Below are 22,422 nucleotides of genomic sequence, written 5' to 3'. Positions count from 1 at the left end.
GATCAACTTGGGAGTTTTCCCCATCAACCGGCCAGGCTGGGAGGAACTCTCTATGGTTTGTGATCGTGGAGCCCCAGATCCCGCAGGCCGAGGCCGCACCCGCCCATCCGCCGCTGGAGTCGCTGGCCGTCCAGCCGCTCCTCAACCGCGACTACGAGGCACGGCCCGCGGTGTTCTACGAGCGGCTCCGCGCCGAGTACGGGCCCGTCGCCCCGGTGGACGTGCTGGGCGTGCCGGCGTGGCTGGTCATCGGCTACCCGCAGACGCTGGAGATCCTGCGCGACTCGCGGGGCGTGTGGAGCCGGCGGCTGGACTCCTGGCGCGCCTACCGGGAGGGCAGCGTCCCCGCGGACTGGCCGCTGCTGCCGGTGGTCGAGTCCGACAACTGCGGCTTCCGCGACGGCGCCGAGTCCACCCGGCTGCGCAGCGCGTGGAGCGAGGGGCTGCGCCCGTTCCAGGACCGGAGCCGCCCGGAGGCCAAGGCGCTGGAGGAGGCCGTCCGGCGGTACGCCGACGAGCTGATCGACGTGCTGGCCGAGAACGGCGGCCGCACCGGCTACGCCGACCTCGCGGCGCAGTACGCCCGGCCGCTGCCGCTGATGGTCGTCGGACGGCTGCTCGGCACCGGCGCGGACGAGGACGACGGGCTGATCGTCGACCTGTGGCGGGTCCTGGACGCCGGGCCGGACGCCCACGAGGCGTCCACGCGGCTGCTGGCCCGGATGGCGGCGGTGTGCGCGGCGCGGGCCGCCTCCCCCGGCCAGGACCTGCCGTCCTTCATGCTCGCCGCGGTGCCCGACCTGACGGCCGAGGAGCTCACCGGCGAGATGGCGATGATGACCGGGCTGGTCGGCGACGTCACCGGCACCCTCATCTGCAACACCATCACCGAGGTGCTGATCGGCGAGACCGGCGCCCGCGACAGCCTGTCCGCCGGGATGATCCAGGAGGCGATCAACCGGGCGTCCACCGCCAACCCGCCGATGGCGAACCTGGCGTTCCGCTGGCCCCGGTCCGACGTGCGCGTCGGCCGGTTCCAGATCGCGGCCGGCGACCCGGTCATGGTGTCGCCCGCGGCCGCGCACCTGGACCCGGCGTTCACCGGGAACGCCGCGCCCGACTCGATCTACAGCTCGCGCGCCCATCTCGCCTGGAGCGCCGGACCGCACGCCTGCCTGGGCCGCGACCTCGCGACGACCGTCACGACGATCGCGGTGGAGCGGCTGTTCGAGCGGTTCGCCGGGCTGCGGCTGGCGCTGCCGCCGGACCAGCTGGCGTGGCGGTCGTCCCCGCTCATCCGGGGCCTGCGCTCCCTGCCGGTCGACTACGAGCTGGCGGGCGAGCCCCGGCGGACGGCCCCCGCCGCGCCCGAGGCGGACGGCAGCCCGCAGGAGCCGGAGCGGGGCGAGGCCGAGCCGGGGTCACTGGTGCGGCGGATCCTGCGGGTGATGCGCCTGTCGCAGGGCTGACCCGCGCCGCCGTCAGGGCGTCCGCTCGGCGGCTAGCGCCGCGGTCTCCTCCCGGATCCGCCGCCACGCCGCGTCCACGTGCGCGCCGGTCGTCCCGGCGGCGCCGATCGCTACGCGCAGCAGCACCCGCCCGCCGGCCTTGGTGTGGGTGAGGTAGAGGTCGCCGGACGCGTTGAGCCGTTCCATCAGCCGCAGCGTCGCCGCGTCGGCCTCGGCGCCGTCCAGGCCGTCCCAGCGCGGCCGGAAGCAGACCAGGCTCAGCTTCGGCTCCTCCAGCAGCGCGAACGCGGGGTCGGCGGCGATCCGGGACGCGAGCCCGGCGGCCAGCCGCACCCCGGTCCGGACGTGCTCGCGCAGCCCCTCCGCGCCGTACCAGCGGATGACCGACCACAGCTTCAGCGCCCGGAACCGGCGGCCCAGCGAGATCTGCCAGTCGCGGTAGTCGATCACCTCGCCGGACGCGGACGCCTGGTTGCGCAGGTACTCCGGCAGGATCGACAGCGCGCCCACCAGCGGTTCCCGGTCGGCCACCCACATCGCGGTGCAGTCGAAGTTGGTGAGCAGCCACTTGTGCGGATTGGTGACGTAGGAGTCGGCGTACTCGGCGACGCCGTCGTTGATCCCGCGCAGCTCGGGGCAGACGGCCGCGACGCCCGCGTAGGCGGCGTCCACGTGCAGCCAGACGCCGTGCCGGCGGCAGACCTCGCCGATCGCGGGCACCGGGTCGACCGCCGTGGTCGACGTGGTGCCGATGGTCGCGCACACCATGACGGGCAGCGCGCCCGCCGCGGCGTCCTCGGCGAGCAGCGCGTCCAGATGCGCGGGGTCCATCGCCAGGGTCACGGGATCGACGTCCACGACGCGGACGTTCGCCGCCCCGATCCCGGCGATCCGCGCGGCCTTCTCCAGCGACGAGTGCGTCTGGGAGCTGACGTACAGGGTGTGGCGGCGGGCGATGCCGTCGCGCCCCGCGGCGCCGCCGTCCGCGCGGTGCAGCGCGGCGACGACGGCGGCCAGGGCCGCGCCGGACGCCGAGTCCTGGATCACGCCGCCGCCCGGGCCGTCACTGCGGAACCGCTCCGGCAGGCCGAGCAGCTCGGCGAACCAGTCGAGCACCCGGGTCTCCAGCTCGGTGCAGGCCGGGCTCGTCGCCCACAGCATCCCCTGGACGCCGAGCCCCGCCGACATCAGGTCTCCGAGGATGGACGGGCCGCTGGCGCCGCTCGGGAAGTAGGCGAAGAAGTCCGGGTGCTGCCAGTGGGTGATGCCCGGCATGACGACGCGGTCCATGTCGGCGAGGACGGCCTCGAACCCCTCGCCCCGCTCCGGCGGGTGGGCGGGCAGGTTCGCCAGCACGTCGCCCGGGCGGGCCCGCGACAGCACCGGATAGGACTCGATCTTCTCCTGGTAGTCGGCGATCCAGTCGATGACCTGCTTGCCGTACCGGCGGAACTCGTCCGGCGTCATGTGCGCTGCCACTGCGCGTCCTCCCTGCCTGCACCCGGACCTCGATCATATGGGCCCGAACGAGAGGCGGTGGACGCGCGGGGACGCGGGTCAGGGGGCGTGGACCCCGTCCAGCTCGACCGTCCACACGCCGTCCATCACCTCGGCGACCGTGAGCCCGAGCGTCAGGTCCGACAGGCCGTCCTGCGCCGTCCAGAGCGGGAAGTCGACGTGGAAGGCCCGCTCGTCCGCCTGCTCGCGGGGGACGGCGACCGCGCCGATCTCGCGGAACGCCTCGTCCGGCGGGCTGATCAGGTCCCGGCCGTGCCGCCGCACGGCCGCGGCGATCTCCGCGGCGGTGAGCCGGCGGGCCTCGGTGAGCGTCTCCAGCTCCTCGTACTCGCCGCGGACCAGCATCCCCACCACGACCCGAACGGCGTTCACGCCTTCCTCCGGAAGCATGCGCCACACCGTACCGCGCCCGCCCGCGATGATCGCCGGCTGTTTAGACGACCCCGCCCGGGAACGCTCCTCCCTGTCAAGGCGCAGGGAGGACGAACATGCCAGACAAGAGCGACAAGCACGGTCCCAAGGTGGACGACGAGATCGGCCACGAGACGGAGGGCATGGTCCGCGGCGGGCACCCCACCCACGCCGAGGAGTTCAAGGAGACCGAGCCGTACTCCGGTGACGCGCCCTGGGATCCGACCGCCGCCACGGGCGACCCGCGCGAGGGCTCGCCGCCCGGCATGAGCGCGGGCGACGTGGAGGGCCGCAGCAACCTGGCACGGCTGCTCTCCGGCGTCCACTACCCCGCCCGGCCCGACGACCTGGTCGCGCACGCGTCCGGCGCGGGCGCGGACGACGCGGCGGTCGGCGCGCTGGAGACGCTGCCCGACCGCGAGTACGAGAACGTCGCCGACGTCGCCGACGAGCTCGGCTACGGCCGCGAGAACCGCCGCTTCTGACGCCGGACGACGTTCACTTGCGGCGAGTCGCCGTCATGAGCCCGCTCGTGGCGGCGACTCGCCGCACGTCAACGGGCGATCCCGCCGCACGTCAACGGGCGATCCCGCCGGGTCAACGGACGGTCTCGCCGCACGTCAACGGGAGGTGCGGGCGCGGAGGGCGGGGATCTGGCCGCCGGCGGCGACGAGGTCGCGCTGGCGGGGCGACAGGCGGTGCCGGGCGCGGTACGTCTCGTCCTTGGTGACGTTGCGGACCTCGACCTCGGCCCCCTTGTCCAGGGCCGCGCGAACGCCCTCGATCCGCAGCCGGTCGCCCTGCTCGACGCGGTCGTAGTCGGCCTCGTCGGCGAACTCCAGCGGCAGGATCCCGAAGTTGACCAGGTTCTGCCAGTGGATGCGGGCGTAGCCGCGGGCGAGGACGAGCCGCAGCCCAAGATGGCGCGGCGCGATCGCGGCGTGCTCCCGGGACGAGCCCTGCCCGTAATTGCGGCCGCCGATGACGGCGTGCGCCCCGGTCTCCCGCGCGCGCTCCGGGTAGCCCTCGTCGATGCGGACGAACGCGAAGCCGGCCAGTTTGGCGATGTCGCTCCGGTACGGGAGGGCCTGCGCGCCCGCCATGAGGATCTCGTCGGTGGACACGTCGTCGCCGACCTTGATGACGACCGGGACGTCCAGGTCGTCGGGCAGCGGGTCGAGGTCGGGCAGCACGCCGATGCTCGGCGCCTTCTCCAGCTCGACGCGGCGCGCCTCGTCCTCGGGGAGCGGCGCCTCCAGCATCTCCCGGATGACGCTGGAGCGTTCCGGGAGGCAGAGGGCCGGCGGGTCCATGTCCAGCTCGCGCGGGTCGGTGATCCTCCCGGTGAGCGCGGCGGCCGCGGCGGTCTCCGGCGAGCACAGCCACACGCGGTCGTCGGCGGTGCCGGAGCGGCCGGGGAAGTTGCGCGGGAACGTCCGCAGGCTGTTGCGGCCGACCGCGGGCGCCTGCCCCATGCCGATGCATCCGAGGCAGCCGGCCTGGTGGATCCGGGCGCCTGCCTGGATCAGGTCAGTGGCGGCGCCCATCTTCGTGAGGTCGACGAGGATCTGCCGGGACGTCGGGTTCACGTCCAGCGACACGTGCGGATGCACCTGCCGGCCCTTGACGATCGCGGCGACGGACGCGAAGTCGCGCAGCCCCGGGTTCGCCGACGACCCGACGACGACCTGGTGCACCTCCTCCCCCGCGACCTCCCGGACCGGCACCACGTCGCCGGGCGAGGACGGCCGGGCGATCAGCGGCTCCAGCGCCGACAGGTCGATCTCGTCCGTGACGTCGTAGGAGGCGCCGGGGTCGGCGACGATCTCGGTGAAGTCGTCCTCGCGGTCCTCCCCGCGCAGGAACTCCAGGACGCGCTCGTCGGACGGGAACACCGTCGTCGTCGCGCCCAGCTCGGCGCCCATGTTCGCGATGACGTGCCGGTCCATCGCGGTCAGCGCCGCCAGCCCCGGCCCGTGGTACTCGATGATCCGGTTGACGCCGCCGCGGACGCCGTGCCGCCGCAGCATCTCCAGGATCACGTCCTTCGCGCTGACCCACGGCGGCAGCTCCCCGGTGAGCCGGATCCCCCAGATCTCCGGCATCGTCACGTGGATCGGCTCGCCCGCCATCGCCATCGCGGCCTCCAGCCCGCCGACGCCCATCGCGAGCATCCCGAGCGATCCCGCCGCGCAGGTGTGGGAGTCGGAGCCGACCATCGTGGCGCCGGGCACGCCGAACCGCTGCATGTGCGTAGGGTGCGAGACGCCGTTGCCCGGCTTGGAGTACCAGAGGCCGTAGCGGCGGCACGCCGACCGCAGGAAGATATGGTCGGCCATGTTCCGCTCGTCGGCCTGCAGCAAATTGTGGTCGACGTACTGCACCGACACGTCGGTGCGGACCCGGCCGAGGTCGAGCGCCTCCAGCTCCAGCATTACCATCGTGCCGGTGGCGTCCTGGGTGAGGGTCTGGTCGACGCGGATCCCGATCTCGGTGCCGGGCTCCATCTCGCCGCTCACCAGGTGCGAGGCGATCAGCTTGCGGGCGACGTTGCGGCCTCCCGTGCCGTTGGCCATGGGCGTTTCCTCCGCTCCCTCCGGTCGTGGATTGGACGGGCTCACACGGGCCGCGCGGGACGTTCCCGGTCGTGCGCCGGACGGTCCGCCGGGCGGCCGCACCAGTGCGCGAGCGCCTCCCGGATCGCGGTGGCCCGCCGGTCCGGCGCGGTCTCGTCGCACGCCCACGCGATGTAGCCGTCCGGGCGGACCAGCGCGGTCGTGCGGGTGGCGCGCCCGCGAGCGCGCAGTGCACCCGTCCCGCCCACCGCTTGGTCGCCAGGTAGGTGACCGCCGGGTCGTTCGCCGCGACGACGAGGACGAACCGCCCGTCGCCGAGCAGCCGGTAGAGGCGCCCCGGCGCGCCCGCGACCGGGACGTCCGGGGCGCGCATGCCGGTGAGGCGGTGCGCGCCGCGCGGCGCCGGGTAGGCGATGTCGATGCCGGACACCGCGCCGGCCAGCCGCCGCGCGACCGGCCGGACGTGCGTCGCCGCCCACGCCGCGACGGACCGCGCGCGGCGCAGCCACGGCTGCTCGACCAGCGCGAACCTCAGCAGCGCTCCGCTGCCGCGCAGCACCTGCCCGCCGACCGGATGGCGCTCCTCCTGGTAGCTGTCCAGCAGCCACGACGGCGCCCAGCCGTTCAGCTCGGCGGCGAGCTTCCAGCCGAGGTTCGCCGCGTCCTGGATCCCGGTGTTCATGCCCTGGCCGCCCGCCGGAGAGTGGACGTGCGCGGCGTCCCCCGCGAGGAACACCCGTCCGACCCGGTAGCGCGGCACCTGCCGCTCGTCGCTGTGGAAACGCGACGTCCAGCGCGGGTCGCGCATCCCGTGGTCGGAGCCGAGCGCGCGGCGCGCGACGTCGCGGATCTCGTCCAGGTCGACGGGCTCGGAGTCGGCGGCCTGGTGCCGGCGGTTCCACGCGATCACCCGGTACCAGCCGTCGCCGAACGGCGCGATGAACGCGAACGCGTCACCGGACGCCCCGGCGGTGAGGACCTCCGCGGGCGCGTCGTCCAGCCGCACGTCCGCCAGCATCACCGACCGCACCACGGACCGGCCGGGGAACGGCAGGCCGAGCGCCTTGCGGACGGTGCTGCGGACGCCGTCGGCGCCGACGACGTACGACGCGCGGCGGGTCGCGGTGGACCCGTCAGCCATACGGACGTCGACGTCCACGCCCTCCGCGTCCTGCCGCAGCCCGGTCGCCTCCGCGCCGTGGACGATCTCCGCGCCGGCCGCCAGCGCGCGCTCGCGCAGCACCCGCTCCGTCTCGTACTGCGGCGTGACCAGCACGTACGGGAAGCGGCCGGGGAGCCGGGACAGGTCCAGCGCCGCGGCGCCGAGCAGCCGCAGCCCGCCGACCCGCTCGCCCGTCGCGACCAGCTCGTCGGCGGCGCCGCGCGCGTCGAGCAGCTCCAGCGTCCGCGCGTGCACGGCGAACGCGCGGGTCAGGTTGTCGGTCTCCTCGGGGCGCCGCTCCAGCACGGTGCATCCGACGCCGGCCGCCGCGAGGTCCCCCGCGAGCAGGAGCCCGGTCGGCCCGGCGCCCACGATCAGCACGTTCCCCGTCGGCCTGGGCGGCATCCGGATCCCCTTTCCGTCCGTGCGCGGGTGCGGCCCTACACCCCTTCCCACGAACGGCGGCTCATCACGCGCGGGGGACGGCCGGAAAGGGGCCCGCTAGCCCTGGACGCGGCGGTCCCGGCCGGCCCACTCCCGCTCCCGCAGCTGGAACTTCTGGATCTTGCCGGTGGACGTCTTGGGCAGCTCCGTCACGAACTCGACGGTGTCCGGCGCCTTGAAGCGGGCGAGACCTGCGCGGACGTGCTCGATCAGCTCCGCCTCCGTCGCCGTGCGCCCCTCGCGCAGCACCACGAACGCCTTCGGCCGCTCGCCCCACTTCTCGTCCGGCACGGCGACGACGGCCACCTCCAGCACCGCGGGATGCGCGTCGATGGCGCGCTCGACCTCGACCGTGGAGATGTTCTCGCCGCCGGAGATGATGATGTCCTTCGACCGGTCGCGCAGCTCCACGTAGCCGTCCGGGTACCGGACGCCGAGGTCGCCGGAGTGGAACCAGCCGCCGCGGAACGCCCGCGCGGTGGCCTCCTCGTCGCGGTGGTAGCCCTTCATCACGTTGTTGCCGCGCATGACGATCTCGCCGAGCGTCTCGCCGTCGGCGGGGACGTCGTTCATGTCCGCGTCGACGACCCGCAGGCCGTCCGTCTGGAGCATGCCGACGCCCTGCCGGGCCAGCAGCCGGGACCGCTCGGGCGCGGCGAGCGCGTCCCAGCCGGGCTGCGGCTCGCACACCGAGTACGGCCCGTAGGTCTCGGTCAGCCCGTAGACGTGCACGATCGTCGCGCCGAGCGCCTCCATCTGCCCGATGATCGTCGGGCTGGGCGGGGCGCCCGCCGTGGTGACGGTCAGCGGCGCGTCCAGCGGGTGCGCCTGCGCCGCGTTCGCGATGGTCACGAGGACGGTCGGGGCGCCGTTGAGGTGCGTGACGCCCTCGGTGTCGATCAGCCGCCATACCTCCGCCGCGTCGACGGCGCGCAGGCACACCTGCGTCCCGCCGATCGCGGCGAGCGCCCACCCCGTGCACCATCCGTTGCAGTGGAACATCGGGAGCGTCCACAGGTACACGCTGCCGGGCGTGTGCCGCGAGTGCACCACCTCGCCGAGCGCGTTCACGTAGGCGCCGCGGTGGGTGTAGACGACGCCCTTCGGCCGTCCCGTGGTCCCGGACGTGTAGTTGATGGAGATCGGCGCGTTCTCGTCGTCGACCTCCCATGGCAGGGGGTCGTCCGACCCGCGCGCCAGGAACTCGGCGTAGGAGAGCCCGCCGACGGACGGGTCGGGGTCGCATCCCTCGGCGGGCACGGTGACGACCTCGGGCAGCGCCCCGGCGATCGGCGCGACGCCCGGGTGCAGGCCCGCGTCGACGACGAGCGCCTTCGCCCCTGAGTGCTCGAGGATGTAGCGGATCTCCTCCGCCGCCAGCCGCGTGTTGATCGCGACGAGCACCGCGCCGGCGAGCGGCACGCCGAAGTGCGCGACCAGCAGCTCGGGGACGTTCGGAGCGAGGTAGGCCACCCGGTCTCCCGGCCCGATCCCGGACGCCCGCAGCGCGTTGGCCAGCCGCGTCGCCTCCGCGGCGAACTCCGCGTACGTCGCCCGGCGGTCCCCGTACGCGTAGGCGGTCTTGCCGGGGAACACCTCCGCGGACCGTTTCAGGAACGCCAGCGGGGTGAGCGCGGTGTAGCCGGGGCCGTTGTCCATAAGGTCCTCCGGTGCCATGGGCCGGGGCGCCCGGCGCCCGCGGCACGGATGTGGCCTGCGCCCTCAAGGATCCCACGGCGCGCCGTTCCTCCCTGGACGCCGCGGCCGGGCGTGCGCGAGGCTGGCGGCGAGATCAAGATCGACGAGAGGTGGCAGCGTGCCCGTGTCCCGGCTCCGCGACATCCCCGGCATCGGCGTGGACGAGGTCGGCGACGCCGCCGACGCGGCCGCCGACCCCGAGTTCCTCCGGCTGGAGAACCTCGACACCGACGTCCGCCCGCCCGCCGTCGCGCTCGCCGCGACGCGCGCCGCGGTCGACGCCGACGACGCCAACAGCTATCTGCCGTTCCAGGGGCGCGGGAGCCTGCTGGAGGCCGCCGCGGCGCACGTCGGGCGGATCGCCGGACGCGCCTACGACCCCGCGACCGAGTGCGTCAGCGTCGCGGGCGGGCTCAACGGCATCCTCAACACGCTCCTCGCCACCGTGGAGCCCGGCGAGGAGGTCGTGCTCTGCGACCCGATCTACGCCGGGCTCGTCAACCGGGTGCGGCTCGCGGGCGGGGTGCCCCGGTTCGTCCCGTGCGAGGCGTCCGCCGGCGGCTGGACGGTCGATCCTCAGCGGCTCGCGGACGCGGTCGGGCCGCGGACCGCCGCCGTCCTGATGATGGGCCCGGCGATGCCGACCGGGCTGGTCCTCGACGGGACGCATTGGACCGCCCTCGCCGACGCCCTCGAACGGCACGACGCGTGGCTCATCTACGACGCCGCGATGGAGCGGATCCGGTTCGACGGCCGCGGCCCCGACCACCCCGCGCGGATTCCAGGGCTGGCCGACCGGACCATCACGGTGGGCTCGGCGTCCAAGGAGCTGCGGATGATCGGGTGGCGGGTCGGGTGGGTCACCGGACCGGCCTCGATCCTGCATGACATCCGGCTCGTCGGGCTCACCAACGTCGTCTGCCAGGTCGGGATCGCGCAGGAGGCGGTCGCGGCGGCGCTCGCCGCGCCGGACGCCGACGCCGACGTCGCCGCCGCGACGGCGACCTGGCGCGAGCGCTGCGACACGATCCTGGACCAGCTGTCCGACCTGCCCGTGGTGCGCCCGCACGGCGGCTGGTCGCTGCTCATCGACACGCGCCCGCTCGGCCTGTCCCCCGCCGACCTGTCGCGGCGGCTGTTCGAGCACGCAAAGGTCGCCGCCACGCCCATGGACGGCTGGGGCCCGAGCGGCGCCCACCACCTGCGGCTGGTGTTCGCCAACGAACCCGTCGAACGGCTCGGCGACCTGCGCGAACGCTTCCGCCTCGCCCTCTAGCCGCAGGCGTCGGGCGTCGGGGCGCCGTCGTTTAGCCGCGGCCGTTGGCGCGCAGGATGGAGACGGCCTTGACGGTCTGGTAGCCGCGCCACTCCAGCTCCGCGACGGGCGAGTAGCTGGCGAAGTCGACGCGCCAGCCGCCGTCCGCCTCCTGCGCGCGCTCCAGCCGGTCGAGTTCCGCGGCGACGACGTCCGGCACGAACAGGGCCCGGACGGGCGTGCCCGGCAGCGGCGCGAAGTCGAGCGGGCGCATCATCTCGTCCTCCAGCCCGCCCGCGACGTGGACGAGCCCGTCCGGCGGGATGTGCTCGCCGAGCAGCGCGATCAGCTCGGCCGCCTCCGGTTCGGTCGCGTGGACGGCGTCCAGCAGCCACAGGGTGAACGCCAGCTCCAGCGCGTGCAGCTCGGTCTTCGCGCGGACGGCGTCCATACAGAAGCGGGTGGCGCGGGCGAGCCATGGATGCGCGGCGACCGCCGGGTCGTGCGCGGCGACGCGGTGCGCCGTCGCGGCGACCACCGCGGTGATCTGCAGCGACGGCTCGGCGGGGTCGGCGCCCGCCCAGAACGGCGCGCACCCGGCTGGGTCGGGGACGTGCACGCCGAACGGGATGCCGCCCTCCGGCAGCGTCACCGTCTCCAGCCAGTCGCAGAGCGCCGCCGCCTCGGGCGCCGTGACGGGCGCCAGCTCGGCGAACACCTCGAAGGCGTGCAGCGCGGGACCCGGCTGGCTCGTCCGCGACCGCAGGTCGGGTTCGAGGCCGTGGCCGTACCCGCCGTCGGGGTTGCGGTAGGCGTTCAGCGCCGACAGCGCGGCGTCCCGGTCGCCCTCCCCGGTGAGCAGCTCGAAGCGGCGGCGGTCGAGGAGGCGCGCGTGCGTGGCCATGAAGTCGGAGGCCTTGGTCAGATCCATGCCTCCAGCCTCGCCCCGCGCGGCGCCGCCGTCTTGGAGGTTTCGGTCATCACCAGGTAAGGACGAGCTCCTCCGGTGAGCGGTGGATCAGGTTCGGCTGCGTCTGCACCGGTCCCGCGAGCCGCAGGCCGGGCAGTTCCCGCGCCAGCGTCACCAGCGAGATCCGCACCTGCTCGCGTGCCAGCTGCGCCCCGGGGCAGGCGTGCGCGCCGTGCCCGAACGCCAGATGCCGCGCGGGCGGGCGCGTGATGTCGAACGCGTCCGGCCGGTCGTGGGCGTCCGGGTCGCGGCCGGCGGCGCCGAAGGCGACGAAGACCTGCGCACCCGCGGGCAGGTCGGTGCCGGCGACCGTCACCGGCCGCGTCGCGACCCGCCGGAATCCCTGCACGGGCGCGTCGTGGCGGGCCGCCTCCTCGACCGCCGCCGCGGCCAGCTCGGGCCGCTCGCAGAGCAGCTCCCACTGCTCCCGGTTCCGCAACAGGTGCAGGACGGCGGTGCCGATCAGCGCGGTCGTCGTCAGATGCCCGGCCAGCAGCAGGTTCTGCAGGTTGGAGATCAGCGTGCCGTACGGCTCGATCGCCCGGATCATCTCGCCGGTCAGGTCGTCCCCAGGGTCGTCGTCCCGGCCCCGCACCAGCGCCTCCAGCAGCCGCTTCATCCCGGCGACCTCGTGCGCCGCCGCGACCTGCTCGTCCGGCTCCATCGGCGTGAAGACCAGCGCCTCGGCCCGGTAACCGCCCCGCACCAGCGCCGGGACGTCCGCCGGGTCGAGCCCGAGCAGGTGCCCGATCACCTCGCCCGGCAGGACCCGCGCGTACCGGGACATCAGCTCGACGCTCCCGTCGCCCGCGAACGACGCGACGAGCTCGGCGGCCCGCCGCTCGACGAACGGCACGACCGCGGCGACCCGGCGCGGCGACAGCCCCCGGACCAGCGGCTCGCGCACCCGCCGATGCTCGTCACCGTCCGCCGACAGCACCACCGGGCGTCCCGACGGCACCGCCTCCAGCACCGCGATCGCCTCCGGTCCCGGCATCGCCTCGGGGCGCATCGCGCCGGCCGAGGAGAAGGTCTCCGCGTCGCGCAGCACCGCCCGCGCGTCCGCGTCCCGCGCGACGAGCCAGGCGTCCAACTCCGGGACGAACGTCAGCCCCTCGGCCTCCCTGGCCCGGGCGTAGCAGGGGTACGGGTCGCGCCGGTCGAATTCCACGGTCGGTCCCTCCGTGCGGGCGAACCGCCCACGCTACCCGGCGCCGAAAAGCGAATGCGATCTCCGCACGCGTCACCCTAGCCTGACCGCGTGGAAGTGATCTTCGAACGGACCGGGGAGCGCCGGTACGCGGTGGTCATCACCGCCCCGGGCCGCGCGACCCGCCGCATGGACCCCGCCCCCGGCTACGACGAGCACATCCCGCACGACCTCGTCCACTACCTGACCGAGGCCGTGCTCGGGCTGGACTCGGGGGTCTTCGGACGCGCCGCGGCGGGCGGCGGCGGGTTCACCCCGGTCGGCGAGACCGCGGGCGCCCCGCGCGAGCGCGCGCGGGCCCAGCGCAGGACGCGCAAGCGGGAGGCGTCGCTGCGCCGGACCGGGCACGAGGACATGGCCACGTCCGAGCGGCTCGCCGGCATCACCGACGTCGCCTGGAGGCACCGCGCGGGCGCCCGGACGCCCGAGTGGGCGGCCGGCCGCCCGCCAACGCCGGAGGACGAGGCCAGGGTCCGCCGGATCCTGCCGCACCTGGACCGGGCCGCCGCGCTCTGGCACGACCTGCCCGTCGGCGGCACCCTCGCCTACACCTGGCCGGGCACCGTCCCGGCCGTCGGCTAGACGGCCCGCAGCGCGAGGCCCAGAGCCCGGAACTGCTCGACGGGACGGTGGTAGCCGCGCTCGATGTGGTGGACGCCGCGCAGCGTCGACGGCCCCTCGGCGACCGCCGCGGCGAGCACCGCCGAGAACCCGGCCCGGATGTCCGGCATCGTCACGTCGCCGCCGCGCAGCTTCGACACCCCGCGCACGACCGCCGAGTGCAGCGCCGCCGTGTCGTGGTAGCGGCACGCGGGGCCACCGAGGCACGTGTCGTAGACCTCGATCTCCGCGCCCATGCTCTGCAGCGCCGGGACGTACGCGAGCCGGTTCTCGTACACGGTCTCGTGCAGCACCGACATGCCGTCCGCCTGCGTGAACAGCACCATGAGGGGCGTCTGCCAGTCCGTCGCGAACCCCGGGTGGGTGTCGGTCTGGACGGCCGCGGGACGCAGCCCGTCCGGCGCCGACGCCATGATCCAGTCATCGGTGATCTCGAACCGGGCGCCCATCCGGGCCAGCGTGGTGATCGCGGTGACCAGGCGGTCCTGCGGGCAGCCGTGCACCCGCACCTCGCCGCGGCTGACCAGGCCGGCCACCAGGTAGGAGAACGCCTCGATCCGGTCGCCCGCCAGCCGCGTCACGGCCCCGCCCAGCCGGTCGACGCCCTCGACGACGATCCGGCGGTCGGGCGCGAACGAGATCCGCGCGCCCATCCGCTGCAGGAACAGCGCCAGCTCGATGATCTCCGGTTCCGTCGCCGCGTTCCGGATGACGGTCTTGCCCTGCGCCCTGACCGCCGCGAGCAGCACCGTCTCGGTGGCGCCGACGCTCGGGTACGGCAGGTCGATCCGCGTCCCGACCAGCCGGGACGCGCGGGCGTGGATGCCGTCGGCCGCGATCGTCACCTCGGCGCCGAACGCGCGCAGCGCGTCCACGTGGAAGTCGACGGGCCGCCGCCCGATCGGGTCGCCGCCGACCAGCGGGACGAACGCCTCCCCCGCCAGGTGCAGCAGCGGGCCCAGCATCAGGATCGGGATCCGGTTCAGCCCGGTGAACGCCTTGCCGACGCTCGGGTCCGCGACCGGCCGCGGCACCACGGTGATCTCGCCGCCGGACCGCTCGACGGCCATCCCGACGTGCTCGAGCATCCCGGCCGTGATCCCGACCTCGCCGACGTCGGGGGCGTTGCGGATGGTGCTCGGTTCCGCGCCGAGCATCGCCGCGACCATGTGCTTGCTGACCGCGTTCTTCGCCCCCCGGACGGTGACATCGCCGCGCAGCGGGCCGGACGGTTCGATCTCCCAGAGCTTCTCGGTCACCCGTGCAAGCCTACGGCGGTTCCGGACCCGTCAGGCGCGGTCCGCGAGAAGGTTCGCCGCGAACCCGAGGAACGCGACCCCGGCGACCTGCTCCAGGCGCCGCCGCACCCGCGGCCGCCGCAGCCGCTCCGCCAGCTTCGCCGCCGCCCCCGACACCGCCCAGTACCAGACGGCCAGCTCCGCGACGTCGATGCCGGTGAACAGGACCGTCGTGCCGAACGCCGGCGCCCCGTGCGGCATGAACTGCGGGATCAGGCTCATGTAGAAGATCCCGGCCTTGGGGTTCAGCAGGTTCGTCCCGACCCCCGCCCGGAACGCCGCCCACCGGGAGCCCGCCACGGCCGGTTCGGGAACCTCTTCGGCGGGCTCGTCCCGCCTGGCCTTCCACAGCGCCGTGGCGCCCAGCCAGACGAGGTACGCGGCGCCGCAGACGCGCAGCACGTCGTAGGCGAGGCGGGACGCCGTCAGCAGCGCGGTGAGGCCGACCGCGGTCGCGAGGCCCCAGACGCAGCAGCCGGTGACGATCCCGAGCGCCGCGGCGATCCCCCCGCCGCGGCCGAGTTTGATGGACGTCCGGAGGACGAGCAGCGTGTCCAGGCCGGGCACCACGTTGATGATCAGCGCGGCGCCGGCGAACGCGAGGGCGGCCGTCAGCATGATCGGATCCTACGCGCGCCGCCCCGCCTCACCGCCGCGCGTCCACGCGGCTGTGCTCACCGTCACCGCCGCCGTCACCACCCTCACCGCGGTCACCGCCCTCACCGCCGTCCGCCGGCGGGCGGTCGCCGTGACCGGCGTCGTCACCGGTGCCGATGATGTGCTCGCGCCCCCAGGCGCCGAGCGGCGCCAGCGCCGCGTTGAGCGAGGCGCCGAGCGGCGTGAGCGAGTACTCGACCCGGGGCGGCACCTCCTCGAACGCCTCGCGGTGCACGATGCCGTCCGCCTCCAGCTCGCGCAGCTGGGCGGCGAGCACCTTCTCGGTCACCCCGGGCAGGTTCCTGCGCAGTTCCCCGAACCGGCAGGGCCGCTCGTCGAGCGCCCACAGGATCAGGACCTTCCACTTGCCGCCGATCACGTCCATCGCCGCGTCGATCCCGCACACGTACGCGCCCGGCCTCCGCGCGATCCCCATCGGCCCACCCCCGCCTGCTCGCTAACCCCGCGGTAACCACCCACTTCGAAGTGCGTACTTGATCATCCGCGGGCCCGGCGAGAAGCCTAGTCGGCATGGAGCACACCGATTCGGACACCACCTCGCTCACCCTGCTCGGACTCGGCGACATGGGGACGGCGCTCGCCCGCGCCTGGCTCGCCGCCGGGCACCCGACCACGGTCTGGAACCGCACGCCCGGACGCGCCGCGCCGCTCGCCGCGGCGGGCGCCGAGGTCGCGGAGACCGCCGCCGACGCGGTCGCGGCGAACGACCTGGTGGTCGTCTGCCTGCTCGACGACGCGTCGGTCCGGGCAGCCCTCGCGGACGCCGACCTGGCGGGCAAGGACCTCGTCGACCTCACCACCGGCACCCCGGCCGAGGCTCGCGCCCGGGCCGCGTGGGCCGAGGAGCGGGGCGCCCGCTTCCTGGACGGCGGGATCATGGCGGTCCCGCCGATGATCGGCGCCGAGGGGTCCGGCGGCTACGTCTTCTACAGCGGGTCGCGTCCGCTCTTCGACGAGCACCGCGCCACGCTCGCCGTGCCGGCCGGCACCGTGTACGTCGGCGAGGACCCCGGCTTCGCCGCCCTGCACGACGTGGCGCTGCTGAGTGCGATGACCGGGATGTTCGCCGGCGTCGCGCACGCGTTCGCGCTCGTCCGCGACGAGGACGTCGCACTGAAGGACTTCGCCCCCATGCTCGCCGGCTGGCTGGCGGCCATGGCCGGCTCCGTGAACGGCGTCGCCGAGCAGTTGGACAGCGGCGACTACACCCGTGGCGTGACGTCCAACCTCGCCATGATGGTGCGGGGCAACGCGACGCTGCTGCGCACGGCCGAGGAGCAGCGGGTCAGTCCCGAGCTGCTGACCCCGTTCATGGACCTCATGCGCCGCCGCCTGGACGACGGCCACCACGACGAGGGCACCACCGGCGTCGTCGACCTCCTCGCCCGCTGATCCGCGCCCCGCGGGCTCGGCGAGGGTCGAGACCCGCGGGCTGGACGACCCGCAGCTCATCCTGGCCCGCTACCCCCGCGCCTGACGGCGGCCGCCCTCGCACACGGACGGCATGCGGGGGCGACCGCCATCGGCCACCGCCGAACCGAACGCAATTCGGTATGGTGGCGGGATGGCGGATGTCATCGACGACCTCGCGGCCGAGTACCGGCAACTGGACGCCGTGCTGGCGGCCCTCACCCCGGACCAATGGTCCGCGCCGTCCGGCGCGGAGGGCTGGACGGTCGCCGACGTGGTCCTGCACCTCGCGCAGAGCGAGGAGGCGATCGGCGCCCCCGCCGCCACCGACGACGGCGCGTTCCTGCCGTCCACCGCGACCACCGTCGACGGCGCGATGGCCGACCTCGTCGCCGCCGAGCGCGGCGCCCCGCCGGACGCCCTCCTCGCCCGCTGGCGCAAGGCGGCCTTCGCCACCCCGGACGCGCTCCGCGCCTACCCGCCGGGCGCCCGCCTCGCCTGGGTCCGGACGTCCCTCTCCCCGCGCACGCTCGCCACGACGCGGCTCGCCGAGCACTGGGCGCACGCGCAGGACATCACCGTCCCGCTGGGCATCGGCTACCCGGACACGGACCGGCTGCGCCACATCGCCTGGCTGGCCCACCGGACCCTTCCCTACGCGTTCTCGGTCGCGGGCCGCCCCGGCGCGGCCGTCCACTGCGACCTCACCGCACCGGACGGGACGCAGTGGGCCTTCGGGGACCCCGCGGCGCCGAACCGGATCACCGGCCCGGCCGCGGACTTCTGCCGGCTCGGCGCCCGCCGCCTCACGCCCGAGCAGACCGCCCTGCACGCCGAGGGCCCCGACGCCGCCGAGGCACTCCGCCTCGTCCGCAACTACGCCGCCTGACCCTCACCGCTCCGGCTCAACGTGCCGCCGTCCGCCAGGGCTGCGCCACGGTCACGGCACCCGCGTTCGGCGGGCGTGGACGCTCCGGGACCAGCGCGATCGTCGACGCGGGGCCCGCGTCGGCCCCGCCGACGCGCAGCATCCCGCGCCGCGTCAGGTACCGCAGCGCCTCGCGGATCTGCTCCGGGGTCGCCAGGAGGCGTTCGGCCAGCGCGGCGCGGGTGTGACGGCCGGGCGACCACAGCGCCACCGACAGGACGTCCATGGCCAGCGGCCCGAAACGCTTGTCCCCGTGGCCGGGACGGTCCGTACTGACGGCGGGCCGGGAACGGGCGAGGAATCGCGGCGCCTCGGGAGAACCGGTCACCGGCCAGAATTGCAGAAGCCATCTGTGCCCGTCCGAGGTCCGGCGGCGAAGAACACGGAGCCGGTGAAGGCCGGGCCGGGCGAGTTTCAGGTTCCATGGCGAATCGCCGCCGCGCGCATGGGTCAGCTTGATTTCGCCGCGCGATGTCAGGAAGGGCGTTTCCAGCACGTCATTCCAGCCGGCGGCATCCCTTCCGGGTGCGGCGTCATATGCCTCGAGACGCACGTGGGCATGCGCCGCCGCGGTGCCGAGAACCCAGCCGGCACCGGCCCTCGCGACGTCGCTCCTCGCGCCCGCGGCGAAGGCGTCCTCCGCCAGGAGGGGCAGATTCAGGTGGCGGAGTTCACCCGTTCCACCGACACCGGCAGGCCAGAATCCACGGACCGCGAGCGTGCCGAATTCGGCTCGATAATCGCCGTCCTCGTACGTCCCGAGCAGAGTCATGCCCGCAAGGTAACAACGGCCACCGACAGAACACGGCAATGATCTGTATAGGGGAATCCGGCGGCCCGAAATCGTCGAACCCGGTGGCGAGGCAGCGACCCCCGCCACCGATCATCGGCACGCCTCAGCCGGTCGGACGGGACTCTTCCAGCAGGGCGGTCGCGGCGCGGTGGATCTTCTCGAGGGCGGACATCAGATGCTCCCGCTCGGCCCCCGTCAGATCGGCGAGGACCGCCTCCTCCAGATCGCGGCGCTCCGCCTCGACCGGTTCCCTCAACGCGCGCCCCTCACTGGTCAGCCACAGCCGGACGAGCCGGTTGTCACGGTCGTCGCGGCGGCGGGTGAGCAGCCCGGCAGCGGCCATACGGGTGGCCATCTTGACGACGGTGGGCGTGGTGACGTGCAGTTCCGCGGCGATCTCCCCGGGGGTGCGGCCGTCGCGTTCCCAGAGGGCGGCAAGGAGATGGTTCTGCCCCAGATGCAGCCCGTGCCGGCGCATGCCGTCGTCGGCCGCGGCGCGCAGCGCCTTGGACGTTCGGCCGTGCAGGTCGAGGAACTCGGGCATCGGGCCTCCCCAGGATCGATTGACGGCTAATCATTTCCCGGCTAACGTTCCCGGCGTTCATTAGACGGCAAACGACTTCTGGAGCCGCCATGCTACTGGTCACCGGAGCCACCGGGAACATCGGCCGCGACCTCGTCCGCGAGTTGGACGCCAAGGGCGCCGACGTACGGATCCTCGTCCGCGACCCGGCCCGCGCCGCCGGGCTCCCCGCCCGCGCCGAACGCGCGGTCGGCGACCTGGACGACCCCGCCACGCTGCCGGCAGCCTTCAAGGGCGCCGACCGGCTGTTCCTCCTCACCCCGGGCATCGGCACCGCCCAGGCGGCCAATGCCGCCGCGGCGGCGCGCGACGCCGGGGTCCGGCACATCGTGCTCCTGTCGTCGACGAACGTGCTCGGCGACCCGATGCCCGCCATGGGCCGCTGGCACCACGAGCGCGAGGAGGCGGTCCGCGCGTCCGGCGTCCCCGTCACGATCCTGCGGCCCGGCGGCTTCATGCTGAACGCCCTGGAGTGGCTGCCGACCATCCGGGAAGGCGGATACGTCCTCGACCCGATCGGCCCCGGACGGTTCGCGCCGATCGACACCGCCGACATCGCCGCCGTGGCCGCCGCCGTCCTGACCGAGGACGGCCACGAGGGCGAGACGTACGCCCTCACCGGCGACGAACTGCTCACCGTCGCCGACCAGGTCGCCGTCCTGTCCCGCGCCATCGGCCGCGACCTGACCGTCCGCGAGGTCCGCACGCCGGAGGAGGCCGTGCGCGCCCGCTTCCCCGCCGGCGCTCCCCCGGCGCTCGCCGAGGCCCTCGTCGAAGGGTTCGCGCTGATGCGAGCGGACACCGCCGGGTTCCGCACGGACACGGTGCAACGGCTGATCGGCCGCGCCCCACGGACATTCGCCGACTGGTGCGCCCGCAACGCCGCCGCTTTCCAGGAGGATCCCGGCGCCTAACCAAACGCACCGGCCACGGTCTTCCGGGGCACGCGACGGTCGTTCACCGTCCTCACCTGGACACACGGCCGCTCCGACCAGCGCGCGCCGCCGTCCAGGAGCCGGCGAGCGCGCAGAGCGGGTCGAGGACCACCTCGACCCGCTCGCGCGCGCCGCTGTTGAAGAAGTCGGCCTGCAGGCCGGAGTAGGCGCTATTGAGAAAGCTCGCGTTGACGGGGCCTCGCCCGATCCCCTGCCGCGGGCCAGCGCGCCGACGACGAACCCGGCCCGCGCGGCGAGGACCGCGGGAACCCGGCCGCCGCCGCGAGCCCCTCGATCTCGTGGACCAGCCGCGCGTACGCGATGTTTCTCGGGCGCCAGGTGGCGGCGCCACGAGTCACGGACGATCACACCGATCCCCCTGCCCATGTCGTCCCAGCCTCAGTGGCGCGCAACCGCTCGTGCTGAACCTCTTCCAGCCGCTACAGCAGCGCGTCCTTGTCCGCGAAGTGACGCGTGCTCTGCTCGAGCGCCTGGACGACGGGCCGCATCGCCATCCCCAGACATGCCGATCTCCGCGAGGTGGTCGAGCACCTCGTCGAGGATCTGCGTGCGGCGATGCGGATCGCTGGCCCTGGCTCGCCGCGCTCGTGCTCACCGCTTCCCCCTGCAGTCCGACGACTTCGTCATCGCCGGAGTGCTGCCCTCGATCGTCCGCAGCCTGGCGGTCGGCGAGGCCGCCGCCAGCCATCTGGTGACGGCGTTCTCGGTGATCTGCGCCGTGGCCGACCCGCAGCGCGAGCAGCGCCGGATAGGACCGGGGCGAGCGGCACGGCGAGGGTAGTGGCGCAGAACGGCCGCGCCGGCCGCTGCGGTCGGCACCGCGACGCGGTCCCCGCGCACCGTGCTCACCTGGGGCATGCTGCTTCGCGGCGCTGGCCGCCGCACTCGCGCTCCCTGCCGTCTTCCCGGCCCCCGCGACGCTCTGGCCGCCGGGCCGGCGCGGCTGGCATCTCGCGTCGGTCACGGCCGAGCTGACCGGTGCCGTGGTCGGCGGCGTCCCGCTCGGCACCTGCATCGGCGCGGCCGGATGGCGCGCGACGTTCCTCGCCGGCGAATCCTCGGCGCGGCGGCGCCGATCACCCTGCGCGCCACCCTGTCGGCCGTCACGGCGGCTCCTGTGGCCGGAGTCGGGGAACGGCTTCGTCCTTTGCGCATTGACGGCCGCGGCCACCGCGATCCTCGGCAACATGGTGACCCAGACCTATCTGGCTCCTCTGCTGCACGGCTTGGCAGGCATGACGCCGCCCGGTTTCGGGTTGCTGCTCACGGCTCAACGGCTTCGCCGGAACGCGGTTCAGTGGCACCCTCGCCCACCGAATCGGTCCGTGCCGGTCGTTCGACATCACCGCACTGACGTTCGCTGTAGCGATAGCCGGAATCGCGACATGCTGATCGACGCGCCCAGCTCACCTTGCCGCCGTCGTCCCGCTGCTGCTTCTCTGGTCGGCCGCCGCGCGGTCGTCCCACCGGCCGTACAGGTACGCATCCTCACGCTCACCAGGGCCGAAGCGGGTCCGCGGGTGCTCGCGCTCAGCAGCAGCGCCGTCTACCTCGGCGCCTCACTCGGCGCAGGTCCATGACCAGGACGCAGCGGCCCACCACGCGAACGTGGGAGGGCGGACCGGTGGCCGCGCCGGTGCAAGTGTGTGGGTTGGCACCGGCGCGACCATGGCCCGGTCATCACCGGACGGACCAATTCTCACCCATCACACGTTGCACACGCGTTGCGCCCCCCGCTCAACTGCCGGACCCACGGGCGGCCACCGGACGAACCACTGGCCACCGTATGGAAGGCTTCCGGGATGACCACTCCGGACGAACGGTGGCAACGGCGGATCGCCGACCTCTGGGCCACCTTCGACGACCATGAACCGCAGGCGTTCCTCGCCAAGGTCAAGGACCTGACCGGCGAGCTCCCTGCCGGAAACGCCATCGCCGAGTACGAACTGGCCTCCGCCCACGACTCCATCGGCCATGAAGCGCAGGCGGCGGTGCATTACCGGCGCGCGTTCGCCGCGGGTCTACCCGACTCGCACCGCCGCCGGGCGACCATCCAGTTCGCCAGCACGCTGCGGAACCTCGGCGAGGCGGAGGAGAGCGTCAGGCTTCTCACCGCGGAACGCGACGCCGGCTCCGACGAGCTGGACGACGCCGTCACGGCCTTCCTCGCCCTAGCGCTCACCGACCTCGATCGTGATCGCGAAGCGGCGGCACTCGCGCTCGGCGCACTCTCCCGCCACCTCCCGCGCTACAACCGCTCCCTGTCCAACTACGCGAAAGCCCTCATCGACCCCTGACCCGGGACCCCAGAAATGCGGAAGGCCCCGCCGTTTCCGGCGGGGCCTTCCTAATATGAGTCCGGCGGTGTCCTACTCTCCCACACGGTCTCCCATGCAGTACCATCGGCGCTGAAGGGCTTAACTTCCGGGTTCGGAATGGGAC

At 74.1% G+C, this 22,422-nt stretch carries 22 protein-coding genes, 1 rRNA gene and 1 pseudogene; 10 read left to right on the top strand and 14 right to left on the bottom strand.

What is annotated here, in order from left to right:
• The first annotated feature begins 65 nt into the window (after positions 1 to 65).
• Complete coding sequence (locus AB0C78_RS46055) at positions 66 to 1,469, top strand: cytochrome (protein WP_360761201.1); 1,404 nt, start codon at positions 66 to 68, stop codon at positions 1,467 to 1,469.
• A 12-nt stretch (positions 1,470 to 1,481) separates the two neighbouring features.
• Here the strand turns inward: AB0C78_RS46055 and AB0C78_RS46050 are convergent, their stop codons facing one another.
• Both AB0C78_RS46050 and AB0C78_RS46045 read right to left on the bottom strand, forming a co-directional pair.
• Positions 1,482 to 2,948 carry an aminotransferase class I/II-fold pyridoxal phosphate-dependent enzyme gene (locus tag AB0C78_RS46050; RefSeq protein WP_360761199.1) on the bottom strand — a complete coding sequence of 489 codons (1,467 nt, stop codon included), beginning with the start codon at positions 2,946 to 2,948 and terminating at the stop codon, positions 1,482 to 1,484.
• A 78-nt stretch (positions 2,949 to 3,026) separates the two neighbouring features.
• Positions 3,027 to 3,377, bottom strand: coding sequence for a hypothetical protein (locus AB0C78_RS46045; RefSeq protein WP_360761197.1), 351 nt, complete (start codon positions 3,375 to 3,377; stop codon positions 3,027 to 3,029).
• Between the two features lie 98 nt (positions 3,378 to 3,475).
• Between AB0C78_RS46045 and AB0C78_RS46040 the strand changes: the two genes are divergently transcribed.
• Positions 3,476 to 3,883 (top strand): DUF2795 domain-containing protein, encoded by a 408-nt coding sequence (locus AB0C78_RS46040; RefSeq protein WP_151543049.1) that lies wholly within the window; start codon positions 3,476 to 3,478, stop codon positions 3,881 to 3,883.
• A 135-nt stretch (positions 3,884 to 4,018) separates the two neighbouring features.
• Here AB0C78_RS46040 and AB0C78_RS46035 read toward each other — a convergent pair whose 3' ends face one another.
• Positions 4,019 to 5,974, bottom strand: coding sequence for an aconitate hydratase (locus AB0C78_RS46035; RefSeq protein WP_360761194.1), 1,956 nt, complete (start codon positions 5,972 to 5,974; stop codon positions 4,019 to 4,021).
• Positions 5,975 to 6,015: 41 nt separating this feature from the next.
• Entirely contained in the window at positions 6,016 to 6,222 is a 207-nt protein-coding gene (locus AB0C78_RS46030; RefSeq protein ID WP_360761192.1) for a hypothetical protein, read from the bottom strand.
• A 171-nt stretch (positions 6,223 to 6,393) separates the two neighbouring features.
• Between AB0C78_RS46030 and AB0C78_RS46025 the strand changes: the two genes are divergently transcribed.
• A complete protein-coding gene (locus AB0C78_RS46025) occupies positions 6,394 to 6,567 on the top strand; it encodes a hypothetical protein (RefSeq protein WP_360761190.1) in 174 nt (57 codons plus the stop codon).
• Between the two features lie 14 nt (positions 6,568 to 6,581).
• On the opposite strand, the pseudogene AB0C78_RS46020 reads toward AB0C78_RS46025, so the two are convergent.
• Together AB0C78_RS46020 and AB0C78_RS46015 are read right to left on the bottom strand one after the other, a co-directional pair.
• Positions 6,582 to 7,541, bottom strand: a pseudogene (locus AB0C78_RS46020) (FAD-dependent monooxygenase); the annotation flags it as partial.
• A 96-nt stretch (positions 7,542 to 7,637) separates the two neighbouring features.
• Positions 7,638 to 9,239 (bottom strand): acyl--CoA ligase family protein, encoded by a 1,602-nt coding sequence (locus AB0C78_RS46015; protein WP_360761188.1) that lies wholly within the window; start codon positions 9,237 to 9,239, stop codon positions 7,638 to 7,640.
• A 157-nt stretch (positions 9,240 to 9,396) separates the two neighbouring features.
• Here AB0C78_RS46015 and AB0C78_RS46010 point away from each other — a divergent pair, with 157 nt between their 5' ends.
• Positions 9,397 to 10,554 carry a pyridoxal phosphate-dependent aminotransferase gene (locus AB0C78_RS46010; RefSeq protein WP_360761186.1) on the top strand — a complete coding sequence of 386 codons (1,158 nt, stop codon included), beginning with the start codon at positions 9,397 to 9,399 and terminating at the stop codon, positions 10,552 to 10,554.
• Positions 10,555 to 10,585: 31 nt separating this feature from the next.
• Here the strand turns inward: AB0C78_RS46010 and AB0C78_RS46005 are convergent, their stop codons facing one another.
• Together AB0C78_RS46005 and AB0C78_RS46000 are read right to left on the bottom strand one after the other, a co-directional pair.
• Positions 10,586 to 11,464 carry a hypothetical protein gene (locus AB0C78_RS46005; RefSeq protein WP_360761184.1) on the bottom strand — a complete coding sequence of 293 codons (879 nt, stop codon included), beginning with the start codon at positions 11,462 to 11,464 and terminating at the stop codon, positions 10,586 to 10,588.
• A gap of 49 nt (positions 11,465 to 11,513) precedes the next feature.
• Positions 11,514 to 12,674, bottom strand: a complete 1,161-nt coding sequence (locus AB0C78_RS46000) for a cytochrome P450 (protein ID WP_360761182.1) — start codon at positions 12,672 to 12,674, stop codon at positions 11,514 to 11,516.
• A 90-nt stretch (positions 12,675 to 12,764) separates the two neighbouring features.
• Between AB0C78_RS46000 and AB0C78_RS45995 the strand changes: the two genes are divergently transcribed.
• The gene (locus AB0C78_RS45995; protein WP_360761180.1) at positions 12,765 to 13,295 is read left to right on the top strand and encodes a hypothetical protein; all 531 of its coding nucleotides are present in this window, start codon (positions 12,765 to 12,767) and stop codon (positions 13,293 to 13,295) included.
• Here AB0C78_RS45995 and murA read toward each other — a convergent pair.
• From murA to AB0C78_RS45980, 3 genes are read right to left on the bottom strand one after another with little or no spacing between them, the layout of a single operon-like run.
• On the bottom strand, positions 13,292 to 14,593 hold the full coding sequence (gene murA, locus AB0C78_RS45990) for a UDP-N-acetylglucosamine 1-carboxyvinyltransferase (protein WP_360761178.1): 1,302 nt from the start codon (positions 14,591 to 14,593) through the stop codon (positions 13,292 to 13,294). The genes AB0C78_RS45995 and murA overlap by 4 nt on opposite strands.
• A gap of 30 nt (positions 14,594 to 14,623) precedes the next feature.
• Positions 14,624 to 15,250, bottom strand: coding sequence for a LysE family translocator (locus AB0C78_RS45985; protein ID WP_360761176.1), 627 nt, complete (start codon positions 15,248 to 15,250; stop codon positions 14,624 to 14,626).
• A gap of 28 nt (positions 15,251 to 15,278) precedes the next feature.
• A complete protein-coding gene (locus tag AB0C78_RS45980) occupies positions 15,279 to 15,725 on the bottom strand; it encodes a helix-turn-helix domain-containing protein (protein WP_360761174.1) in 447 nt (148 codons plus the stop codon).
• A gap of 95 nt (positions 15,726 to 15,820) precedes the next feature.
• On the opposite strand from AB0C78_RS45980, the gene AB0C78_RS45975 reads away from it, so the two are divergent.
• A complete protein-coding gene (locus tag AB0C78_RS45975; RefSeq protein ID WP_360761172.1) occupies positions 15,821 to 16,702 on the top strand; it encodes an NAD(P)-binding domain-containing protein in 882 nt (293 codons plus the stop codon).
• A gap of 172 nt (positions 16,703 to 16,874) precedes the next feature.
• A complete protein-coding gene (locus tag AB0C78_RS45970) occupies positions 16,875 to 17,609 on the top strand; it encodes a maleylpyruvate isomerase family mycothiol-dependent enzyme (RefSeq protein WP_360761170.1) in 735 nt (244 codons plus the stop codon).
• 16 nt (positions 17,610 to 17,625) lie between these two features.
• Here AB0C78_RS45970 and AB0C78_RS45965 read toward each other — a convergent pair whose 3' ends face one another.
• Positions 17,626 to 18,420: a hypothetical protein gene (locus tag AB0C78_RS45965; RefSeq protein ID WP_360761168.1), complete on the bottom strand. Its 795-nt coding sequence runs from the start codon at positions 18,418 to 18,420 to the stop codon at positions 17,626 to 17,628.
• 124 nt (positions 18,421 to 18,544) lie between these two features.
• A complete protein-coding gene (locus tag AB0C78_RS45960; RefSeq protein ID WP_360761166.1) occupies positions 18,545 to 18,985 on the bottom strand; it encodes a MarR family winged helix-turn-helix transcriptional regulator in 441 nt (146 codons plus the stop codon).
• A gap of 89 nt (positions 18,986 to 19,074) precedes the next feature.
• On the opposite strand from AB0C78_RS45960, the gene AB0C78_RS45955 reads away from it, so the two are divergent.
• From AB0C78_RS45955 to AB0C78_RS45945, 3 genes are all read left to right on the top strand, one after another.
• Positions 19,075 to 19,938 carry an NAD(P)H-binding protein gene (locus AB0C78_RS45955; RefSeq protein ID WP_360761164.1) on the top strand — a complete coding sequence of 288 codons (864 nt, stop codon included), beginning with the start codon at positions 19,075 to 19,077 and terminating at the stop codon, positions 19,936 to 19,938.
• A 589-nt stretch (positions 19,939 to 20,527) separates the two neighbouring features.
• On the top strand, positions 20,528 to 20,761 hold the full coding sequence (locus tag AB0C78_RS45950; RefSeq protein WP_360761162.1) for a hypothetical protein: 234 nt from the start codon (positions 20,528 to 20,530) through the stop codon (positions 20,759 to 20,761).
• 1,021 nt (positions 20,762 to 21,782) lie between these two features.
• Positions 21,783 to 22,277, top strand: coding sequence for a tetratricopeptide repeat protein (locus AB0C78_RS45945; protein WP_360761160.1), 495 nt, complete (start codon positions 21,783 to 21,785; stop codon positions 22,275 to 22,277).
• Between the two features lie 59 nt (positions 22,278 to 22,336).
• Here AB0C78_RS45945 and rrf read toward each other — a convergent pair.
• Positions 22,337 to 22,422, bottom strand: a 5S ribosomal RNA gene (gene rrf / locus AB0C78_RS45940); the annotation flags it as partial.

It is taken from the genome of Actinomadura sp. NPDC048394 (assembly GCF_040651755.1).
In the GTDB taxonomy this organism is placed as follows: domain Bacteria; phylum Actinomycetota; class Actinomycetes; order Streptosporangiales; family Streptosporangiaceae; genus Spirillospora; species Spirillospora montaniterrae.
This window is presented reverse-complemented; position numbering and strand designations above follow the sequence as displayed.

What these genes read in the sequence shown, in the direction of transcription:
- AB0C78_RS46045 (WP_360761197.1), bottom strand. Translation starts at nt 3,377, where the DNA reads ATGCTTCCGGAGGAAGGCGTGAACGCCGTTCGGGTCGTGGTGGGGATG.
- AB0C78_RS46040 (WP_151543049.1), top strand. Translation starts at nt 3,476, where the DNA reads ATGCCAGACAAGAGCGACAAGCACGGTCCCAAGGTGGACGACGAGATC.
- AB0C78_RS46035 (WP_360761194.1), bottom strand. Translation starts at nt 5,974, where the DNA reads ATGGCCAACGGCACGGGAGGCCGCAACGTCGCCCGCAAGCTGATCGCC.
- AB0C78_RS46025 (WP_360761190.1), top strand. Translation starts at nt 6,394, where the DNA reads ATGCCGGACACCGCGCCGGCCAGCCGCCGCGCGACCGGCCGGACGTGC.
- AB0C78_RS46015 (WP_360761188.1), bottom strand. Translation starts at nt 9,239, where the DNA reads ATGGACAACGGCCCCGGCTACACCGCGCTCACCCCGCTGGCGTTCCTG.
- AB0C78_RS46005 (WP_360761184.1), bottom strand. Translation starts at nt 11,464, where the DNA reads ATGGATCTGACCAAGGCCTCCGACTTCATGGCCACGCACGCGCGCCTC.
- AB0C78_RS45985 (WP_360761176.1), bottom strand. Translation starts at nt 15,250, where the DNA reads ATGCTGACGGCCGCCCTCGCGTTCGCCGGCGCCGCGCTGATCATCAAC.
- AB0C78_RS45980 (WP_360761174.1), bottom strand. Translation starts at nt 15,725, where the DNA reads ATGGGGATCGCGCGGAGGCCGGGCGCGTACGTGTGCGGGATCGACGCG.
- AB0C78_RS45975 (WP_360761172.1), top strand. Translation starts at nt 15,821, where the DNA reads ATGGAGCACACCGATTCGGACACCACCTCGCTCACCCTGCTCGGACTC.
- AB0C78_RS45970 (WP_360761170.1), top strand. Translation starts at nt 16,875, where the DNA reads ATGGCGGATGTCATCGACGACCTCGCGGCCGAGTACCGGCAACTGGAC.
- AB0C78_RS45965 (WP_360761168.1), bottom strand. Translation starts at nt 18,420, where the DNA reads ATGACTCTGCTCGGGACGTACGAGGACGGCGATTATCGAGCCGAATTC.
- AB0C78_RS45960 (WP_360761166.1), bottom strand. Translation starts at nt 18,985, where the DNA reads ATGCCCGAGTTCCTCGACCTGCACGGCCGAACGTCCAAGGCGCTGCGC.
- AB0C78_RS45955 (WP_360761164.1), top strand. Translation starts at nt 19,075, where the DNA reads ATGCTACTGGTCACCGGAGCCACCGGGAACATCGGCCGCGACCTCGTC.
- AB0C78_RS45945 (WP_360761160.1), top strand. Translation starts at nt 21,783, where the DNA reads ATGACCACTCCGGACGAACGGTGGCAACGGCGGATCGCCGACCTCTGG.